The following is a 15,560-nucleotide window of genomic DNA, read 5'->3' as shown; positions in this document are numbered from 1 at the left end:
GTTTTGGTGATAAAAGCAGCAAGTTTGCTTGATATTTTATGCTAAACCTGTATACCTTTAATCTTCAACCTTCGTTTTCTTTTGCTGGATATCAACAGTGACACAAAAACTTGATCAAGTGACAACTTCAACTTTATCACTCGCTAAAACAAACACCACAAACGTCACAATAAATGCATTTCCTTCAGCTTTTGAGCAACCTGATATAAAAATGACTTTGGATAAAACAGCCTTAAAACCCGAACAACTTACACATATTCCAGATTTTGAAAATATTCCAGCCTCAACAAAACGTATAAAACCGCTTAATAACTTTTTAGGACAAGATCGTGCCAAAGCTTCAGTAGAAGCCGGCATTTCTTTACCCTACTCTGGTTATAACATTTTTGCAGTAGGAACGGCAGGTTTGGGTAAACGCACCATGATTAAGCGTTTACTACAACAACATGCGAAAACAATGCCTACTCCAGATGATTGGGTATATGTTTATAACTTTAAGCAAGCGCGTCAGCCAATTGCGCTACGCTTCCCTGCTGGGCAAGGAACCAAGTTTCAACATACTCTTCATCAAACTTGGCAAATTATTTTAAAACAGCTTGAACGCCGTTTTAGCGCCGAGACTTATCATAACCGTATTGAGCGAATTCGTCAGGAAACTGGAGATGAGCAGCAAGAAGCGCTTGTTGAATTAACAAAAGAAGGCGAAGAGCTCGATTTAAAATTAATTTCTCGAAATGAGAAGCATGGTTTTGTGCCTGTCCAAGTAAAAAATGATCAGGTTCAAGAACTGACCCAAGCAGAAATTGATGCTTTAAATAGTAAACAGCGTGCTGAAATCGCGGCGAATATTCGCTATATGGATAAAAAGCTTGAGCGTCTTGGTTTGCATTTAGGCGATTTAGAAGACGATGCACGAGACAAAGTCTCTGTTTTAAATCGAGACATCGCGACTCAAGTGGTTATGCCACGAATAGATTTAATTTTAAATAAGTATGGTCAAGTTAAAGGCCTTGAAGATTATTTAAAACAATATGCACAAGATGTAATTGACAATGTTGAGCTCATTTTAGAGCAAGAAGAAGATGACTTTGCTCCTGCTATGTTCAATCGTGTACCAGCACGTTATCAAGCAAATGTAATTGTTTCAAATAAACCAAACAGCGGTGCACCGGTTATCTTTGAAGATTTTCCAACCCACTACAACTTGCTTGGTCATGTAGAACAGCTTACGCACAACGGTACAATTACCACAGATTTCACTCTCATTCGCCCAGGTGCTCTACATCAAGCGAATGGTGGTTTTTTAATGCTTGAAGCCGAGCAATTACTCGAACAGCCTTATGCATGGCAGGGTTTAAAGCGTGCTTTAAAATCAGGCCAGCTCAAGCTTTCTTCTCTTGAACACATGTTGACGTTAACAGGCTCTATCTCGATAGAACCTGCTGCAGTTCCACTTGATATTAAAGTGGTTCTTATGGCAGAACCTGAGATTTATTATGAAATCTTAGAAGTAGAACCAGAGCTTGGTAGTGTATTTAAAATTCGTGCAGATTTTACCGATACATTACAGCGTAATGACGAAAATGAACAAGCTTACATGCAGCTAATTGCTGACTATGTACAAGCAGATAAACTACTTCCATTTGATCGTAGTGCCTTAGCAGCTTTACTTACCGACTCAAGCCGTCAGGCGGAAGACCAAAGCTCACTATCATTACATGCTTCAACTTTGGGTGACCTCATTCGTGAAGCACATCATCATGCATTTAAAGCCAATGAAAAGATTGTAACTGACCAACACATTAATCTTGCATTACAACATAGACAATATCGCTTAGGCTATTTAAGAGAACTTTACTGGCAGGATCTATCGCGTGGAACTCAGTTAATCGAAACTTCGGGCCACCGTTTAGGTCAAATCAATGCCCTCTCCGTTATTCACTATGCAGATGTTGAGTTTGGTTTACCTTCACGTTTGACCGCCTCAGTTTATCAAGGTGGTGGTGATATTCTTGATATTGAACGTAGTGTAGAACTAGGTGGTTCACTCCATGCCAAAGGCGTGTTGCTCATGTCTAGCTTCTTGAAAGCTCACTTTGGCCGTGAACAGATTTTACACTTCTCTGCCGCGCTTGCATTTGAACAAAGCTATGGGCAAGTCGACGGTGACAGTGCAACGGTTGCCGAGCTTTCTGCATTAATTTCTGCAATTAGCCAAATACCAATTGATCAATCATGGGCAATTACCGGTTCTATGAATCAGTTAGGCCAAGTTCAACCAATTGGTGGTGTAAATGCAAAAATTGAAGGCTTCTATGATGCTTGTAAATTACAAGGTTTAACTGGCAAACAGGGTGTCATTATCCCACGTCAAAACATGCAACATTTGATGTTACGTCAAGATGTGATTGATGCAGTAAAAGTTGGTCAGTTCCATATTCATGCGATTGATACGATTGACCAGGCACTTGAAATTTTAATGGCTCGTCCAGTCGGTACACTCGATAAAAAAGGCAAGTACAGTAAGCACTCTATTTATGCGGCTGTAATGGAGCAACTTGAATATTGGCAAGCCATCGAAGATGGTGCAGAAATTGAAGAGGAACCAAAGAAGAAAAAGAAAAACAAGAAAAAAATCAAAAAGCACGAAGAGCTCACAGCTGATGATCTTCCACAAGAGACTCAAGAAGAAGTTGCGACTCTGAAGCAAAAATAGTACTAAGTAAAAAAAGGGCTTGTAATCACAAGCCCTTTTTTATGAATAAGGTAAAATTAGCGAACAATTTGCATGGCCCTTCCGCCAGCCAATTGACTAAAATACTGTTTAAGCGCTTCAACACAACGCTGAATCTTCATTGGCTGTTGATCGTGTTTGGCGATCTCTGCATATAAAGTGAAAGCTGGAAGTTTCCAATCTGGAAGAATTTCAATTAAAGAACCAGCCTTCAATTCTTTTTGAGCATCTAAATATAAAATTCTAGCAATACCATGTCCTTGCTGACATAAGGCTTTAGCAACTTGCAAATTATTACTTTGTAAACGGCTTACCATCTCAATATTTAATTTCTCACCTGTTTTAGCATGCTGGAAGTTAAAAGTACGTGACTCGTTCATTGCATTGATAGAAAGCAACTCATGGTTGTTTAAATCGTTTGGATGCAAAATCGGGCTTGATTGATTGAGATAGCTGGGAGAGGCTACCAAAATCTGATCGACAAAAGCCATAGGGACTACAGAACTACTCTCTTCTACTGGCGTAGAGCTCATACGTACGGCAATATCAATTCGCTCTTCAATTAAGTCGATATAACGATGCCCCACTTCAAAATGAACAGATAAACCGCGATGGGCAGACATCCAATGAGATAAAGCAGGAATAATGTGCTGAACTGCTAAGTCTGGGGTTGTTGCAATACGCAAATCACCAATCAAGTCATCTCGCAGTTCATTGATTCTGATTTTGCCTCTTTCTGCTGCTGCCAACATTTCTTGGCAACTTGAGAAAAAAGCCTGTCCAGCCTCTGTCAAACTAAGTTTTCGAGTAGAACGGTGTAATAAAATTACATCCATTTCATTTTCAAGAGAACGTATTTGCTGACTGACAGCACTTGTTGTAATGCCTAATTCACGTGCCGCACCACTAAATGAACTTTTTTCAACCACACAAGCAAAAACACCCATCGCACGAAGCTGATCTAACATAGGTTTCCTCAAATCTAATTCTAAATTTATAAAAAATGCTTATTGTTGTAATGAAAGCAACCAATTACATTATACGAGGAAACCTATATTTATTGCATTAGCTAATTTGGTAAAAGATTTGCCGGATTGATTGGTTTACCGTCAAGGCGAATTTGGAACTCAAGCATGACACGAGAAGCCCCTGAAGACCCCATTTCAGCAATCTTTTGGCCTGCGGTTACATTGTCTCCACTCTTCACAATCATCTTGCTATTGTGGGCATACGCACTGATATAGCCATCAATATGTTTGATTAAAACGAGATTACCATATTCTTTTAAACCATCGGCTGCGTATACAACTTGACCGTCAGCTGCCGCATAAATAGGATCACCTTGGTTACCACCGTAACGAATTCCTTTGACATTATTCGCCAAATTAAATCCTTGGATAACCGGACCATTATTTGGTTTCACCCAACGCAAGCTTGAACTTGGAATTGAAGCCCCTACGCTAGTATTGTTTGTTGGTGCAACTGTTCTTGGCGGCGGTGTAGTAACCGTTGTTGTTGGCGGAGTTGTGGTTGTCGGTAATGCAATTGTTTGGCGCTTAATCGGCTCTTGTTGCGCCATGACTTGTGTCGACACGGTTTTTGGTGAAGAAGATTTTTTCAATCGTAATGATTGATTAACATAAATACGATATGGCGGAGCAATATCATTCATCTCTGCAATACTGAGATAGTCCAAACCATAACGCATTGCAATGCCACTTAAAGTATCACCTGAACGAACGGTGTAATAGTTAGGAGCCATTGAATAGCGAGAACTATTATTAATTTGTGGTTTAGAAGCACATCCTGCCATTGCAACAGTAAAACCTACAGCTACAGACAACATCATAATTTTCATTATATTGTCTCTTTGAATATGCGATCTGCTTTGTTGCCCAGTTAAATGCATCGATCTCCCTCACTAAATGCTACAAATCATTTCGGCTAAGAGTATCAAAAAAGTAAGAGGAAACATGTTCCTCTTTTTCTATATTCACAAAGTTATAACATTCGGGCCAAATTATTGACCCAAGCTTGCCTGTAAATCCTCTAAAACCGCATAGTTTGTTGCATCCATCTGAATTGGGGTCACACTTACAAAACCGTTTGCAACCGCAAAAAAGTCAGATTGAATTTGGCTAGCAATACGCTGCGGGTCCGTAACTGCTTCACCTGCCAGACCAATCCAGTAAACCTGTCTTCCTCTTGGGTCGACATGACTTGTGATGGGTTTAGACTGAGCACGGCGTCCTTGATAGGTAATTTGAGTCCCTTTAAGCTGTGGCACATCCGGAATATTAATATTAAAAATATGTCGAGGTGGTAGCGCAGGTAAACCTTTGGCAATAAAGTCATGTACCCATTTGGCTGCTTGCGCATAATCATCTTTATGGTTGTATGAACGCACATCAGAACCCGCTAAAGAAACCGCAATTGCAGGCTGTTTCATTAAACGTCCTTCAAATGCAGCGCCGACTGTTCCCGAATACAGAACATCATCACCTAAGTTTGCACCACTGTTGATTCCACTAACTACCAAGTCAAATTCGAAATCAAACAATCCATTCATAGATAAATAGACGCAATCGGCTGGCGTTCCATTTACAGCCCATACATCTTCAGCAATTTGAATAGGACGTAAAGGACGATCTAATGTTAACGCGCTCGAAAATCCACTTCTTTCACTTTCTGGAGCAACTACTACAACACGGCCTAATGGTTTTAACGCTTCAGCTAAAGCCTGTATACCTGGTGCAAATACACCGTCATCATTCGCAATTAGAATATTCACAAAAAATCTTTCTCGACAAATAAACCCGAAGGTTTTCTCAATTGAATTATTTGTTGAATTATATATATTTATGCCTCCATAGCATTATAAAATTGTGAAAAAATGAAAACTTTCGCTCCTTTTTTTCAAGTATTGGGGATCAGTATCACATTGTGTACGCAAACGGTTTTTGCTGATGAGGGTATCTCGACACAAGAAGCTGATAGCTTAATTAAAGATGACATTGCATCTACTCAAGTTTTACAAGAAATTTGCCCTAGTTTTGTTGGCGCAAATAAAAATCTTGAAACGAATACTAAAAAGATTATTGCAATGTACCTTGGTGGTTATTCCAATAAGTCAATTACCTTTTCTGCCCTACAAAATGATGCAGAATACAAGACACTTTTAAGTGAAGCTCGCCAAGCGGCAAAAGAAATGGACCACCGTGAGCAACACGAACTTTGTCAAGAAGTGGTAAATTACAAAGATTAAGCTTATTTGACTCAATACGCTTTTCTTTGAAGGGTTTTCTGTTTATGTAAAGCAGAAAACCTACATAACAATACATTTTTTCCATTTTTTTAGCGTTTAAATTGTTTAAGCTATCGGCATATTTCAAATTTTTGTTTCAGGTTATCCATGTTTATGAAAAAAAGCTTAGTTCAATCACTTTCTGTTGTTTTACTCATGACAATGGCAACAGTGGGTTATGCTGCTGACAAGAAAAAAACAGCTGAAAAGAAAACTGAAAATGAAAATGTTGTTGAAGTTACGCCGACCAAAGGGACTACACCCGAAGAATTAGCAGCAATTCAAGTACTTTCTGAAATTTGTCCAAGTTTAATTGGCAAAAAAGATGCTGAATTTGCCCAAGGTTATGAGCGCCTTGTAAAAGATTATTTACCAAATGAAGCAGACCCAGTTGCAGCTTTAGAAAAACGTAGCAAAGACAAAAGTTTCAAGAAAGTCTTAAAAGAAGCACGTAATGATGCGAAAGCTGCTGGTAACGAGCAAAACAAGTTAGTTTGTCAAGACGTAAAAGCTTATCAATCGCAAAACTAAATTAGTTAAAAACTCTCTAGTTACAATACTGTTTGAAAAAGCCGACTTCCCCCATAGAAGTCGGCTTTGCTTTGTCCTAAAATGCTAGGTTCTTCTGCTTCACACAAGATATTGGAATTACCTAGAATGACTCGAAAAAGCGCTATTGCTGCACTCCTCCTCTTACCAAGTTTTTCTTATGCAGCAACTGTCTTATCAGCTCCGCCAGAATTAAATAATAAGTCTTATGTATTAATGGATTACGAGACAGGACAGATTCTCGCTTCTAAAAATGAAAATGAAAAGCTTGCGCCTGCTTCTATGACTAAAATGATGACAAGCTACATCATTGAACAAAAACTATTAAAAGGTGAGCTTACCGAGAATGAAAAGGTTCGTATGAACGAATCTGCTTGGTGTAAAGGAAGCAGCGCTGAATCATGTATGTATGTACCATTAAATGGTACTGCAACAGTTTTAGAAATGCTTCGAGGTATTATCATTCAGTCTGGTAATGATGCGTCAAAAGCAATGGCTGAACATATTGCTGGAAATGAAGGTACTTTTGCTCACCTCATGAATCAGGAAGCAAAACGTATTGGTATGACAAATACCCAGTTTATGAACTCTACGGGCTTACCTGCAGAAGGTCATTATTCAACTGCAAAAGATATGGCTGTACTAGCTCAACATATTATTAAAGACAGCTCAAGATACTACCCAATTTACTCTGAGAAAGAATTTACATTTAACGGTATCAAGCAAGGTAACCGTAATGCGTTACTTTATACTGACCCAAGTGTTGACGGTTTAAAAACAGGCCACACAGATGAAGCTGGTTACTGCTTAACAACTTCAAGTAAACGCGGGCCAATGCGCTTAATCTCAGTTATTTTTGGTACTGACAGCGTTAATGAACGTGCTAACCAAACACGCGCGTTGTTGTCTTGGGGCTTTGCGAACTTTGAAACTGCAAATGTTCAACCTGCAAACCAAGTTCTTGCCAAAGCTAAAGTATGGTTCGGTAAAGAAAATGAAGTTCAAATTGGTTTAGCAGAGAACTTCAATGTCACTATGCCAAAAGGCAAAGCAGGTGGTATAAAAACTCAATTGGTTGTTCAACCAAATTTAAATGCCCCTCTTCAAAAAGGCCAAGTGGTAGGTAAACTTGTTGCAAGTTTAGATGGCAAAGTTATTGCTGAAAAACCTCTTGTTGCATTAAAACCAGTTGAAGAAGCAGGCTTCTTTGCACGCATGATCGACCATATCAAACAATTCTTTAGTAACTTATTCTAATTTTAGAATAGTTCAATTAAGCACTCATGCTATTAGCTTGAGTGCTTTTTTATTTTATACTTCTATTAAATTTTATTTTGATGCTTCTCATGACAAAAAACATCCGTCCTTATTTAGATCATCATCCACAAATTGATCCAAGTTGTTACATTGATGAAATGTCCGTGGTTGTCGGTGATGTTAAATTGGCCGAAAATGTTTCGGTATGGCCTTTTGCAGTCATTCGCGGAGATGTAAATAGTATTCAAATTGGTAAAAATAGTAATGTACAAGACCATTGTATGTTACATGTCAGCCATAAAAATGATGCAAAACCGAATGGTTCGCCTCTTATTATTGGTGAAGACGTAACAGTAGGTCATCATGTGACTTTACATGGCTGTACGATTGGCAACCGCGTACTAGTCGGGATCAATACCGTCATTTTAGATGATGTTGTTATTGAAGATGATGTGATGATTGGTGCGGGAAGTTTAGTGCCACCTCGTAAAGTCTTAAAAAGTGGTTATCTCTACGTTGGAAGTCCAGTACAGCAAGTACGTCCTCTAACTGAAAAAGAATTGGCATTTTTACCTTATTCAGCAAGACATTATGTAAAAGTGCAAAATAACCATAAAGATAACCAAACCAATTAGTACATACTCAATTTTTTCAAACGATAGAGCTTTTATAGTTCTCTATCGTTTGTAAGATCACCGTAGCCAAAAACCCCTAAATTTCGTATCATACGACTTTTAAATTCATGGTGCTTTTTTATGGCCGCATGGACTCCTCATGTCACTGTCGCTACAGTCGTAGAAAAAGATGGACGCTATCTTTTTGTCGAAGAACATAGCGAAGGTTTTGTACACACTGTGTTTAATCAACCTGCTGGTCATGTGGAATGTGGTGAAACGCTAATAGAAGCTGCTATTCGTGAAACACTTGAAGAAACGGGTCATCATGTTGATATAGATGCCTTACTTGGTATTTATACATATACTCCGCCTATGTTTCCGGATCGTACTTATTATCGCTTCTGCTTTTTAGCACATGTCACTCATGTCGAAAGCGACCCAAAACTTGATACAGGTATTGTTTCTGCTGTCTGGATGACTCTAGATGAGCTTCAAGAATCTGCCCGCGCTCGTAGTCCTCTGGTCATTAAAGCGATTGAAGATGCCATAAAAGGTCACCATTATCCTTTAGCTCTTATTTATGAGCACCCTTTCTCTCCCTCATTAACTTCTCATTTGGATGCCTAGTCCTATGCAACAACGTGTCATCGTCGGTATGTCTGGTGGCGTAGATTCATCTGTTTCTGCGGCACTCTTACTTCAACAGGGTTATCAAGTTGAAGGTCTCTTCATGAAAAACTGGGAGGAAGATGACGGCACGGAATACTGTACAGCAATGGAAGATTTAGCCGATGCTCAAGCAGTAGCAGATAAAATCGGTATTAAACTTCACACTGCAAACTTTGCGATGGAATATTGGGATCGTGTATTCGAACACTTCTTGGCTGAATATGCAGCTGGTCGTACCCCAAACCCAGACATCTTATGTAATAAAGAAATTAAGTTCCGCGCATTTTTAGACCATGCCATGACTTTAGGTGCCGACTTTATTGCAACAGGTCACTATGCTCGTCGTGCTGAAACTGCATACAACTCTAAAGGTGAAGCATATGCACCTTTATTACGTGGTTTAGATAATAATAAAGATCAAACTTATTTCTTGCATGCAGTGCATGGCCGCGAAATTAATAAAACGCTCTTCCCTGTTGGCGAAATTGAAAAACCGGAAGTTCGTAGAATTGCTGAAGAGCTGGACTTAGCAACTGCGAAGAAAAAAGATTCAACTGGTATATGTTTTATTGGTGAACGCCGTTTTAATGACTTCCTTAAACAATATTTACCCGCTCAACCAGGTAAAATTGTGCTGGATAATGGTAAAGAAGTTGGTGAACATCACGGTCTGATGTACTATACGCTCGGTCAACGTGGTGGTATTGGTCTGGGCGGTATGAAAGGTGCAGCTGAAGGTGCATGGTTTGTGCTTCATAAAGACGTTGCCAATAACCGTTTAGTTGTAGGCCAAGGACATGATCACCCGCTTATGCAAAGTACGCAGCTTTGGAGTGAGTCTATTGACTGGGTAGCTGGTGAACAACATATTCCGGCTGAAGGATTACGTTGTACCGCTAAAACACGCTATCGCCAGCCTGATCAAGCTTGCACAGTGTTTATTGATGAAAATAGTGAGCATGGTGTTCGTGTTGAATTTGATGAACCTCAACGCGCAGTTACACCAGGTCAAAGTGTTGTATTTTATTCAGATGAAGTTTGCCTAGGCGGGGGTGTGATTCACCATACAAATGCCCCTACACCAAATTTTATTTAAGGGAATGAATGGCATGGTGGAGTTACCCTTTCAACAATCACAAGCCTTGAATGTTCGCCAAAACCGTGCCCTTGCCTTGGCGGGGGTATTTCAAGCGACCCAGCTTACGCATATGACCGCTATGACAGGTCAACAAAGTATTGGTGAAAGTGGTAACTTCTATTTTGAATTATTAATAAAGGCGAGTTTAAATATTCGCCCTACAACAAATAATAATACCGTTCAGACATTAGATTTTTTTAATCAATTGGCTGATATTTCTCTAGGTCTTAAAACTCTTGAGAATTGTATTACCCAGCCTTTTACCAATGCGCCCAAATCTCGTTTGCCTAAAATGCGTAGTGCAAAACTTCCTATGTCTTACGCGATGTCACTTTTGCAGCTAGAAAAGAAGGTCTATAGCAATCCTGAATATGTGGCCATTATTGAAAAAGCACAGCAGAAGATTTTAAAACAGCTTTCTTTTTTCGATAATAACTATTTACACCCCAGCATTTTAGCCAATTTGGCACAAACCTATGTTGATACTGCCGGGCAAATTAATCCACGCATTCTTGTTCGTGGTAATGCTGAGGCATTTAAAGATACCAACCATACCAACCGTATTCGTGCTTGTCTGTTTACAGGGCTACAAATGGCTCATTTATGGCGACAACTCGGCGGTAGTTCATGGAACATGATTTTTAGCAAACGTAAATTGCTACAGGATATTCAAGCTCTTGCTCGCTTACAGTACCAAGTTATCTAAGGCTGTAACGAGATTATTTTTGTTTTATGTTTATTCCAGCATTAAGGAATCGTTATGAACGCTTTAACCGCACTATCACCATTAGATGGACGTTATGCCAGCAAATGTGATGCGCTACGCCCTTTTCTTTCTGAGTTTGGTTTAATTCATGCTCGTGTCACTGTAGAAGTGCGTTGGTTACAAGCGCTTTCTAACCGTCCAGAAATTATTGAAGTTGCTCCTTTCTCAGCTGAAACAAATGCAGCTCTAGATGCAATCGTAAGCAACTTCTCTGAAGAAGATGCGAATCGCATTAAAGAAATTGAACGTACAACTAACCATGACGTAAAAGCCGTTGAATATTTCTTGAAAGAGAAAATTGCTGGTATTGCTGAATTACAAAATGCGGGTGAGTTCATTCACTTTGCTTGTACATCAGAAGACATCAACAACTTGTCTCATGCACTTATGCTTAAAAACGGTCGTGAAGTTTTAGTATCAAGCATGAAGCAAATTTTAAATGCAATTTCTGCTTTAGCAACGACTCATGCTGAACAACCGATGTTGTCTCGTACACATGGACAAACTGCTAGCCCAACAACTTTGGGTAAAGAAATGGCAAACGTTGCATATCGTTTAGCTCGCCAAATCAAGCAATTTGAAAATGTTGAGTTACTCGGCAAAATCAATGGTGCAGTAGGTAACTACAATGCTCACCTTTCTGCTTACCCAGATGTTGATTGGCCAGCCCATTCACAAGCTTTTGTTGAATCTTTAGGTTTAACATTTAACCCATACACAACTCAAATTGAGCCACATGACTACATGGCTGAATTATTTGATGCGTTACGTCGTTACAATACAATTTTGATCGACTTTAACCGTGACGTATGGGGTTATATCTCTTTAGGTTACTTCAAACAAAAACTTAAAGAAGGTGAAGTTGGTTCTTCAACTATGCCGCACAAAGTTAACCCGATTGACTTTGAAAACTCTGAAGGTAACTTAGGCATTGCAAATGCTGTGTTGGCTCACTTAGGCGAAAAATTACCAATTTCTCGCTGGCAGCGTGACTTAACTGACTCAACTGTACTTCGTAACATGGGTGTTGGTTTTGCTCAAAGCTTAATTGCTTTTGATGCTTGCTTAAAAGGTATTGGCAAACTTGAATTGAATGCAAACCGCTTGAATGAAGATCTTGACCAAGCTCAAGAAGTTCTTGCAGAGCCAATTCAAACAGTTATGCGTCGTTATAACGTTGAAAAACCATATGAGAAGTTAAAAGCTTTAACTCGTGGTCAAGCAATGACTCGCGACATGATGGTTGATTTCGTAAATGGTAATGAACTTGCTCAAGTACCAAGCGAAGAGCGTGCTCGTTTAGCTGAGCTTACACCTGCAACTTACACAGGTAATGCAGCTGAACAAGCAAAACAAATTAACGATTTAATTAGCAAAATCTAATTAAAAAAATTTGATAAAAGCGAAGCTTAGGCTTCGCTTTTTTATTACACTCATATTCATCAAAAGAAATCTTATTTAGAAAATGATCGAAAAAAAATTTAAGCTTAAACATTATATTGCGCTTAGTCTGCTTTTCATTGCCATTATCATTTCAGGTATACAGCCTCTTGAGTTTGAAGCTTATTTACTTCATCAAGCTGGAACTGTTTTGATGCTGATTCTACTTTTTATTATTTTTAAAAAAATTGGTCTCGATTTTTTAAGTTTTTGTTTTTATTTACTGTTTCTTTTAATCCACGTAATTGGTGCTCATTATCTTTATTCATACGTTCCATACAATGACTGGATTCAGCACATCTTTCATTTTAATTTAGATGAGTACATGGGCTGGTCTCGTAATATGTATGATCGACTTGTCCACTTTTCATATGGTGCTTTGCTCTACCCTCTTATCTATCGTGTTTTCCAAGTATGGTTGCCGACCGCACGTCCTTTTTCTCTATTTTTGCTTGTAGTCCAATTCGTGATGGCATCGAGTGTATTCTATGAATTAATTGAATGGGTAATCGCAATAGGCTTATCACCTGAACAAGCGGAAAACTATAATGGGCAACAAGGTGACATGTGGGATGCTCATAAAGACATGCTACTCGCTACAACTGGAGCAATCTTCTATGGGCTTTTTGCCTTGATAACATCACCAAAATTAGCCCATAAACCTTAAATAAAAAGCGCTCAATGAGCGCTTTTTATTTTTTATCAAAAAACCTTTTAAACAACCGGATAAGTCTGTTCTAAAATATTTTGCAAAGGTGAAGAACTCGTATTTGGTAAAATTTGATCAAGATTTGTTGTTTGATCAATTGAAGTATTTACATCAGTTTGCTCAGGTATCTGCGTTGTTTTCAATGCTGTCGATGATAGAAGTTTTGAGACAGGATCTGAATCGTTTAAAGAAGAGCTTTTTAGCAAATCATCTACAGGAACAGTTTTCTGCTGATTCGTAGGCTCAGTTGTCGTACTTTGCGTAACCTTTAAAGTGTTTAACCCAACACTATCTGCTAAAGATGGTGTTTCTGTACTTAAAGTATTGACTGAAGCATCAGCCAGACTCGCGACTTTCGGTGCAACCACATAAAAAGTAAATGGAGAGCTTGCTTCACTGGTCAGCCCTGCTGCATCAGTTTGGGTTAAAGTAATGCTGTGCTTACCAAGAGTTAAATCCTTATCAAAAGTAAATGACCAAGATCTACCAGCCGTTACAGTCACCACCCCAATTGCAACACCATTATCATAAATCGTAAGTGTCGCATTAGCTTCACCTGAACCTGTAAGTTTTGGCCTAGCATCGTCAGTTTCAGAACCTGCTGCAATAGCACCTTTTATGTCACCTACATCATCTTCTACACTATTTAAGATAGGTTTTGTCGGGGGTATGGTGTCTTTTGTTCCCACAATGTCGAGACTTTCAGATCTATTTCCAGCACCATCGATCGCTGAAACAGCACCATGGTTGTTATCAGTTAATGCAGGCGAAATAGTAATCGTAAATTTTCCATTCGCATCTGCCGTTCCAGTACCAATCACTTTACCAGTTGCATCTTTAATTTCAATTTTGGCATTGGCTTCCGCTGTACCAGTTACCGAAGTTCCATCTGCATTAATTTGAGCCGTTGGTTTATCTGGTGCAATCGAGTCAAAGCCCGGCTTAATTTCAACGGGTTTAGACATATTACCGGCTGCATCTTCAACAACCACTGTACCTTTTTGGGATTCTGTTAAAGCAGGTGAAAGTGTAATTTGAAAGTCACCTTGAGCATCGGCGGTCCCACTTCCAATCACTTTACCATCGGCATCTTTTATTTGAACTTTCGCATTTGCTTCAGTTTTACCATGTATTACTGACCCTTCTTTGTTGACTTCAACAAAAGGAGAAGCTGGTGGCACGGTGTCTTTACCCGCAATAATTTTAACTTCTTCAGATTTATTACCAGCAGCGTCTTCAGCAACAACTTTACCGCCCGCTTCACTGGTTAACGGCGGAGTAAGCTTTAAAGAATAAATACCATCTTTATTTGCAAAAACAGAACCTAATACTTTGCCAGTGGCGTCATAAACTGTAATTTTGGCATTTGCCTCTGCCTTACCAGTCAACAATGAACCATCATCGCTCAATTGCGCCTGCGGAGCATCTGGAGGTATTGTATCTTTTGTACCTGTCACAACAGTCACTTTAGAACTATTTCCAGCCGCATCTTGGGCAATAACGTTTAATTTGTCCCCATTCAAGAGCGGCTTATCTAATTTAACAGTGTAGTTACCACTTGCATCTGCAACACCCGATGCGACTGTATTGCCTGCAGCATCTTTAAGATAGATTTTTGCATTTGCTTCAGTTTTACCAGTCACTGTCACGGTATCATCAGCAAGCGTAGCTGTAGGAGCAGCAGGTGCGATTAAATCAGGTGCACTTGATGAGTCATCCTTATCATCTTTCTTAAAAGCCCAAAGATATAATCCTTCCGCAGCTAAAACTGCTAAGCCTGCTTTGAGTACATTACCCATTGTAAAACTTGGATCACTATCAACCGCCATAGTTGCAGCTGCTGGACTCGTACTGGCATAGCCTAAATCTGTAACATGATTTAAGCCTTTATAATCGATCACTTTACCTTGAGCATCGAATTGCGCTTCAACAAATTTTCCATGTTCAGTCGGAAAAACAAGTGAATGCTCTATTGTATTTGTTGCTTCATTAAAGAAATTTTCTAAGACAATAGTCTCTCCATTTTTTAAATGGATAACTAAGCGCCCACCCTGTTTTTCCATGGATGCAATATCTTTTTGGCTTACACCAATCTGAATAATAGTAGGCTGATTTAAAATTACTTTATTGAGTTGACCATCTTGCAGAACGTCCAAACCCTCTTTGGATGCCACAATTATTCTTGTCATTATTTCCTATCCTGAATTTCAGTTATATTTTTAAATGTGTAACTTTTTAAATGAAACATCTAAAAGCTATTTTATTGTTGCCTAAAATATCAAAATCACTCATCTATCACAATTCAATAAGTATATTTATCAACAATATTTTTTGAATTTTTATTAAAAAATAACTTCGAATAGAGTTTATATAAAAC

14 protein-coding genes are annotated in these 15,560 nt (G+C 38.9%); 10 read left to right on the top strand and 4 right to left on the bottom strand.

Annotation, left to right across the window (positions count from 1 at the left end; genetic code table 11):
* Positions 1-97 precede the first annotated feature (97 nt).
* Positions 98-2,716 (top strand): Lon protease family protein, encoded by a 2,619-nt coding sequence (locus tag MKL35_RS05130; protein WP_004707676.1) that lies wholly within the window; start codon positions 98-100, stop codon positions 2,714-2,716.
* Between the two features lie 56 nt (positions 2,717-2,772).
* On the opposite strand, the gene MKL35_RS05125 is transcribed toward MKL35_RS05130, so the two are convergent.
* The 3 genes from MKL35_RS05125 to surE all read right to left on the bottom strand — a co-directional run bounded on the left by MKL35_RS05125 (position 2,773) and on the right by surE (position 5,525).
* Positions 2,773-3,702: a LysR family transcriptional regulator gene (locus MKL35_RS05125; RefSeq protein ID WP_002052792.1), complete on the bottom strand. Its 930-nt coding sequence runs from the start codon at positions 3,700-3,702 to the stop codon at positions 2,773-2,775.
* A gap of 101 nt (positions 3,703-3,803) precedes the next feature.
* Positions 3,804-4,643: a peptidoglycan DD-metalloendopeptidase family protein gene (locus MKL35_RS05120; RefSeq protein ID WP_004707673.1), complete on the bottom strand. Its 840-nt coding sequence runs from the start codon at positions 4,641-4,643 to the stop codon at positions 3,804-3,806.
* A 111-nt stretch (positions 4,644-4,754) separates the two neighbouring features.
* Positions 4,755-5,525, bottom strand: a complete 771-nt coding sequence (gene surE / locus MKL35_RS05115) for a 5'/3'-nucleotidase SurE (protein WP_002052561.1) — start codon at positions 5,523-5,525, stop codon at positions 4,755-4,757.
* Positions 5,526-5,627: 102 nt separating this feature from the next.
* Between surE and MKL35_RS05110 the strand changes: the two genes are divergently transcribed.
* The 9 genes from MKL35_RS05110 to MKL35_RS05070 all read left to right on the top strand — a co-directional run bounded on the left by MKL35_RS05110 (position 5,628) and on the right by MKL35_RS05070 (position 13,141).
* Positions 5,628-5,999, top strand: coding sequence for an MCR_0457 family protein (locus MKL35_RS05110; protein WP_004707670.1), 372 nt, complete (start codon positions 5,628-5,630; stop codon positions 5,997-5,999).
* Positions 6,000-6,146: 147 nt separating this feature from the next.
* Positions 6,147-6,569 carry an MCR_0457 family protein gene (locus MKL35_RS05105; RefSeq protein WP_002052886.1) on the top strand — a complete coding sequence of 141 codons (423 nt, stop codon included), beginning with the start codon at positions 6,147-6,149 and terminating at the stop codon, positions 6,567-6,569.
* A 126-nt stretch (positions 6,570-6,695) separates the two neighbouring features.
* Positions 6,696-7,844 carry a D-alanyl-D-alanine carboxypeptidase PBP5/6 gene (dacC, locus tag MKL35_RS05100; protein ID WP_002052555.1) on the top strand — a complete coding sequence of 383 codons (1,149 nt, stop codon included), beginning with the start codon at positions 6,696-6,698 and terminating at the stop codon, positions 7,842-7,844.
* Between the two features lie 89 nt (positions 7,845-7,933).
* On the top strand, positions 7,934-8,479 hold the full coding sequence (locus tag MKL35_RS05095; protein ID WP_004707665.1) for a gamma carbonic anhydrase family protein: 546 nt from the start codon (positions 7,934-7,936) through the stop codon (positions 8,477-8,479).
* A 120-nt stretch (positions 8,480-8,599) separates the two neighbouring features.
* Positions 8,600-9,088, top strand: coding sequence for an NUDIX hydrolase (locus MKL35_RS05090; RefSeq protein WP_004707663.1), 489 nt, complete (start codon positions 8,600-8,602; stop codon positions 9,086-9,088).
* 4 nt (positions 9,089-9,092) lie between these two features.
* A complete protein-coding gene (gene mnmA / locus MKL35_RS05085) occupies positions 9,093-10,226 on the top strand; it encodes a tRNA 2-thiouridine(34) synthase MnmA (protein WP_004707662.1) in 1,134 nt (377 codons plus the stop codon).
* 13 nt (positions 10,227-10,239) lie between these two features.
* Entirely contained in the window at positions 10,240-10,974 is a 735-nt protein-coding gene (hflD, locus tag MKL35_RS05080; RefSeq protein ID WP_000229973.1) for a high frequency lysogenization protein HflD, read from the top strand.
* 54 nt (positions 10,975-11,028) lie between these two features.
* The gene (gene purB, locus MKL35_RS05075; protein WP_002052704.1) at positions 11,029-12,417 is read left to right on the top strand and encodes an adenylosuccinate lyase; all 1,389 of its coding nucleotides are present in this window, start codon (positions 11,029-11,031) and stop codon (positions 12,415-12,417) included.
* Between the two features lie 82 nt (positions 12,418-12,499).
* Positions 12,500-13,141 carry a DUF2238 domain-containing protein gene (locus MKL35_RS05070; RefSeq protein ID WP_002052686.1) on the top strand — a complete coding sequence of 214 codons (642 nt, stop codon included), beginning with the start codon at positions 12,500-12,502 and terminating at the stop codon, positions 13,139-13,141.
* 47 nt (positions 13,142-13,188) lie between these two features.
* Here MKL35_RS05070 and blp2 read toward each other — a convergent pair whose 3' ends face one another.
* Complete coding sequence (blp2, locus tag MKL35_RS05065) at positions 13,189-15,372, bottom strand: Ig-like repeat protein Blp2 (RefSeq protein WP_032010278.1); 2,184 nt, start codon at positions 15,370-15,372, stop codon at positions 13,189-13,191.
* Positions 15,373-15,560 lie beyond the last annotated feature (188 nt).

Origin of the sequence: Acinetobacter sp. AOR41_HL (assembly GCF_027854645.1) — a bacterium.
GTDB classification, from domain to species: Bacteria; Pseudomonadota; Gammaproteobacteria; order Pseudomonadales; family Moraxellaceae; genus Acinetobacter; species Acinetobacter nosocomialis.
This window is presented reverse-complemented; position numbering and strand designations above follow the sequence as displayed.

What these genes read in the sequence shown, in the direction of transcription:
- MKL35_RS05095 (WP_004707665.1), top strand. Translation starts at nt 7,934, where the DNA reads ATGACAAAAAACATCCGTCCTTATTTAGATCATCATCCACAAATTGAT.
- MKL35_RS05105 (WP_002052886.1), top strand. Translation starts at nt 6,147, where the DNA reads ATGTTTATGAAAAAAAGCTTAGTTCAATCACTTTCTGTTGTTTTACTC.
- MKL35_RS05110 (WP_004707670.1), top strand. Translation starts at nt 5,628, where the DNA reads ATGAAAACTTTCGCTCCTTTTTTTCAAGTATTGGGGATCAGTATCACA.
- MKL35_RS05125 (WP_002052792.1), bottom strand. Translation starts at nt 3,702, where the DNA reads ATGTTAGATCAGCTTCGTGCGATGGGTGTTTTTGCTTGTGTGGTTGAA.
- MKL35_RS05070 (WP_002052686.1), top strand. Translation starts at nt 12,500, where the DNA reads ATGATCGAAAAAAAATTTAAGCTTAAACATTATATTGCGCTTAGTCTG.
- hflD (WP_000229973.1), top strand. Translation starts at nt 10,240, where the DNA reads ATGGTGGAGTTACCCTTTCAACAATCACAAGCCTTGAATGTTCGCCAA.
- MKL35_RS05120 (WP_004707673.1), bottom strand. Translation starts at nt 4,643, where the DNA reads ATGCATTTAACTGGGCAACAAAGCAGATCGCATATTCAAAGAGACAAT.
- MKL35_RS05090 (WP_004707663.1), top strand. Translation starts at nt 8,600, where the DNA reads ATGGCCGCATGGACTCCTCATGTCACTGTCGCTACAGTCGTAGAAAAA.
- mnmA (WP_004707662.1), top strand. Translation starts at nt 9,093, where the DNA reads ATGCAACAACGTGTCATCGTCGGTATGTCTGGTGGCGTAGATTCATCT.
- blp2 (WP_032010278.1), bottom strand. Translation starts at nt 15,372, where the DNA reads ATGACAAGAATAATTGTGGCATCCAAAGAGGGTTTGGACGTTCTGCAA.
- purB (WP_002052704.1), top strand. Translation starts at nt 11,029, where the DNA reads ATGAACGCTTTAACCGCACTATCACCATTAGATGGACGTTATGCCAGC.
- dacC (WP_002052555.1), top strand. Translation starts at nt 6,696, where the DNA reads ATGACTCGAAAAAGCGCTATTGCTGCACTCCTCCTCTTACCAAGTTTT.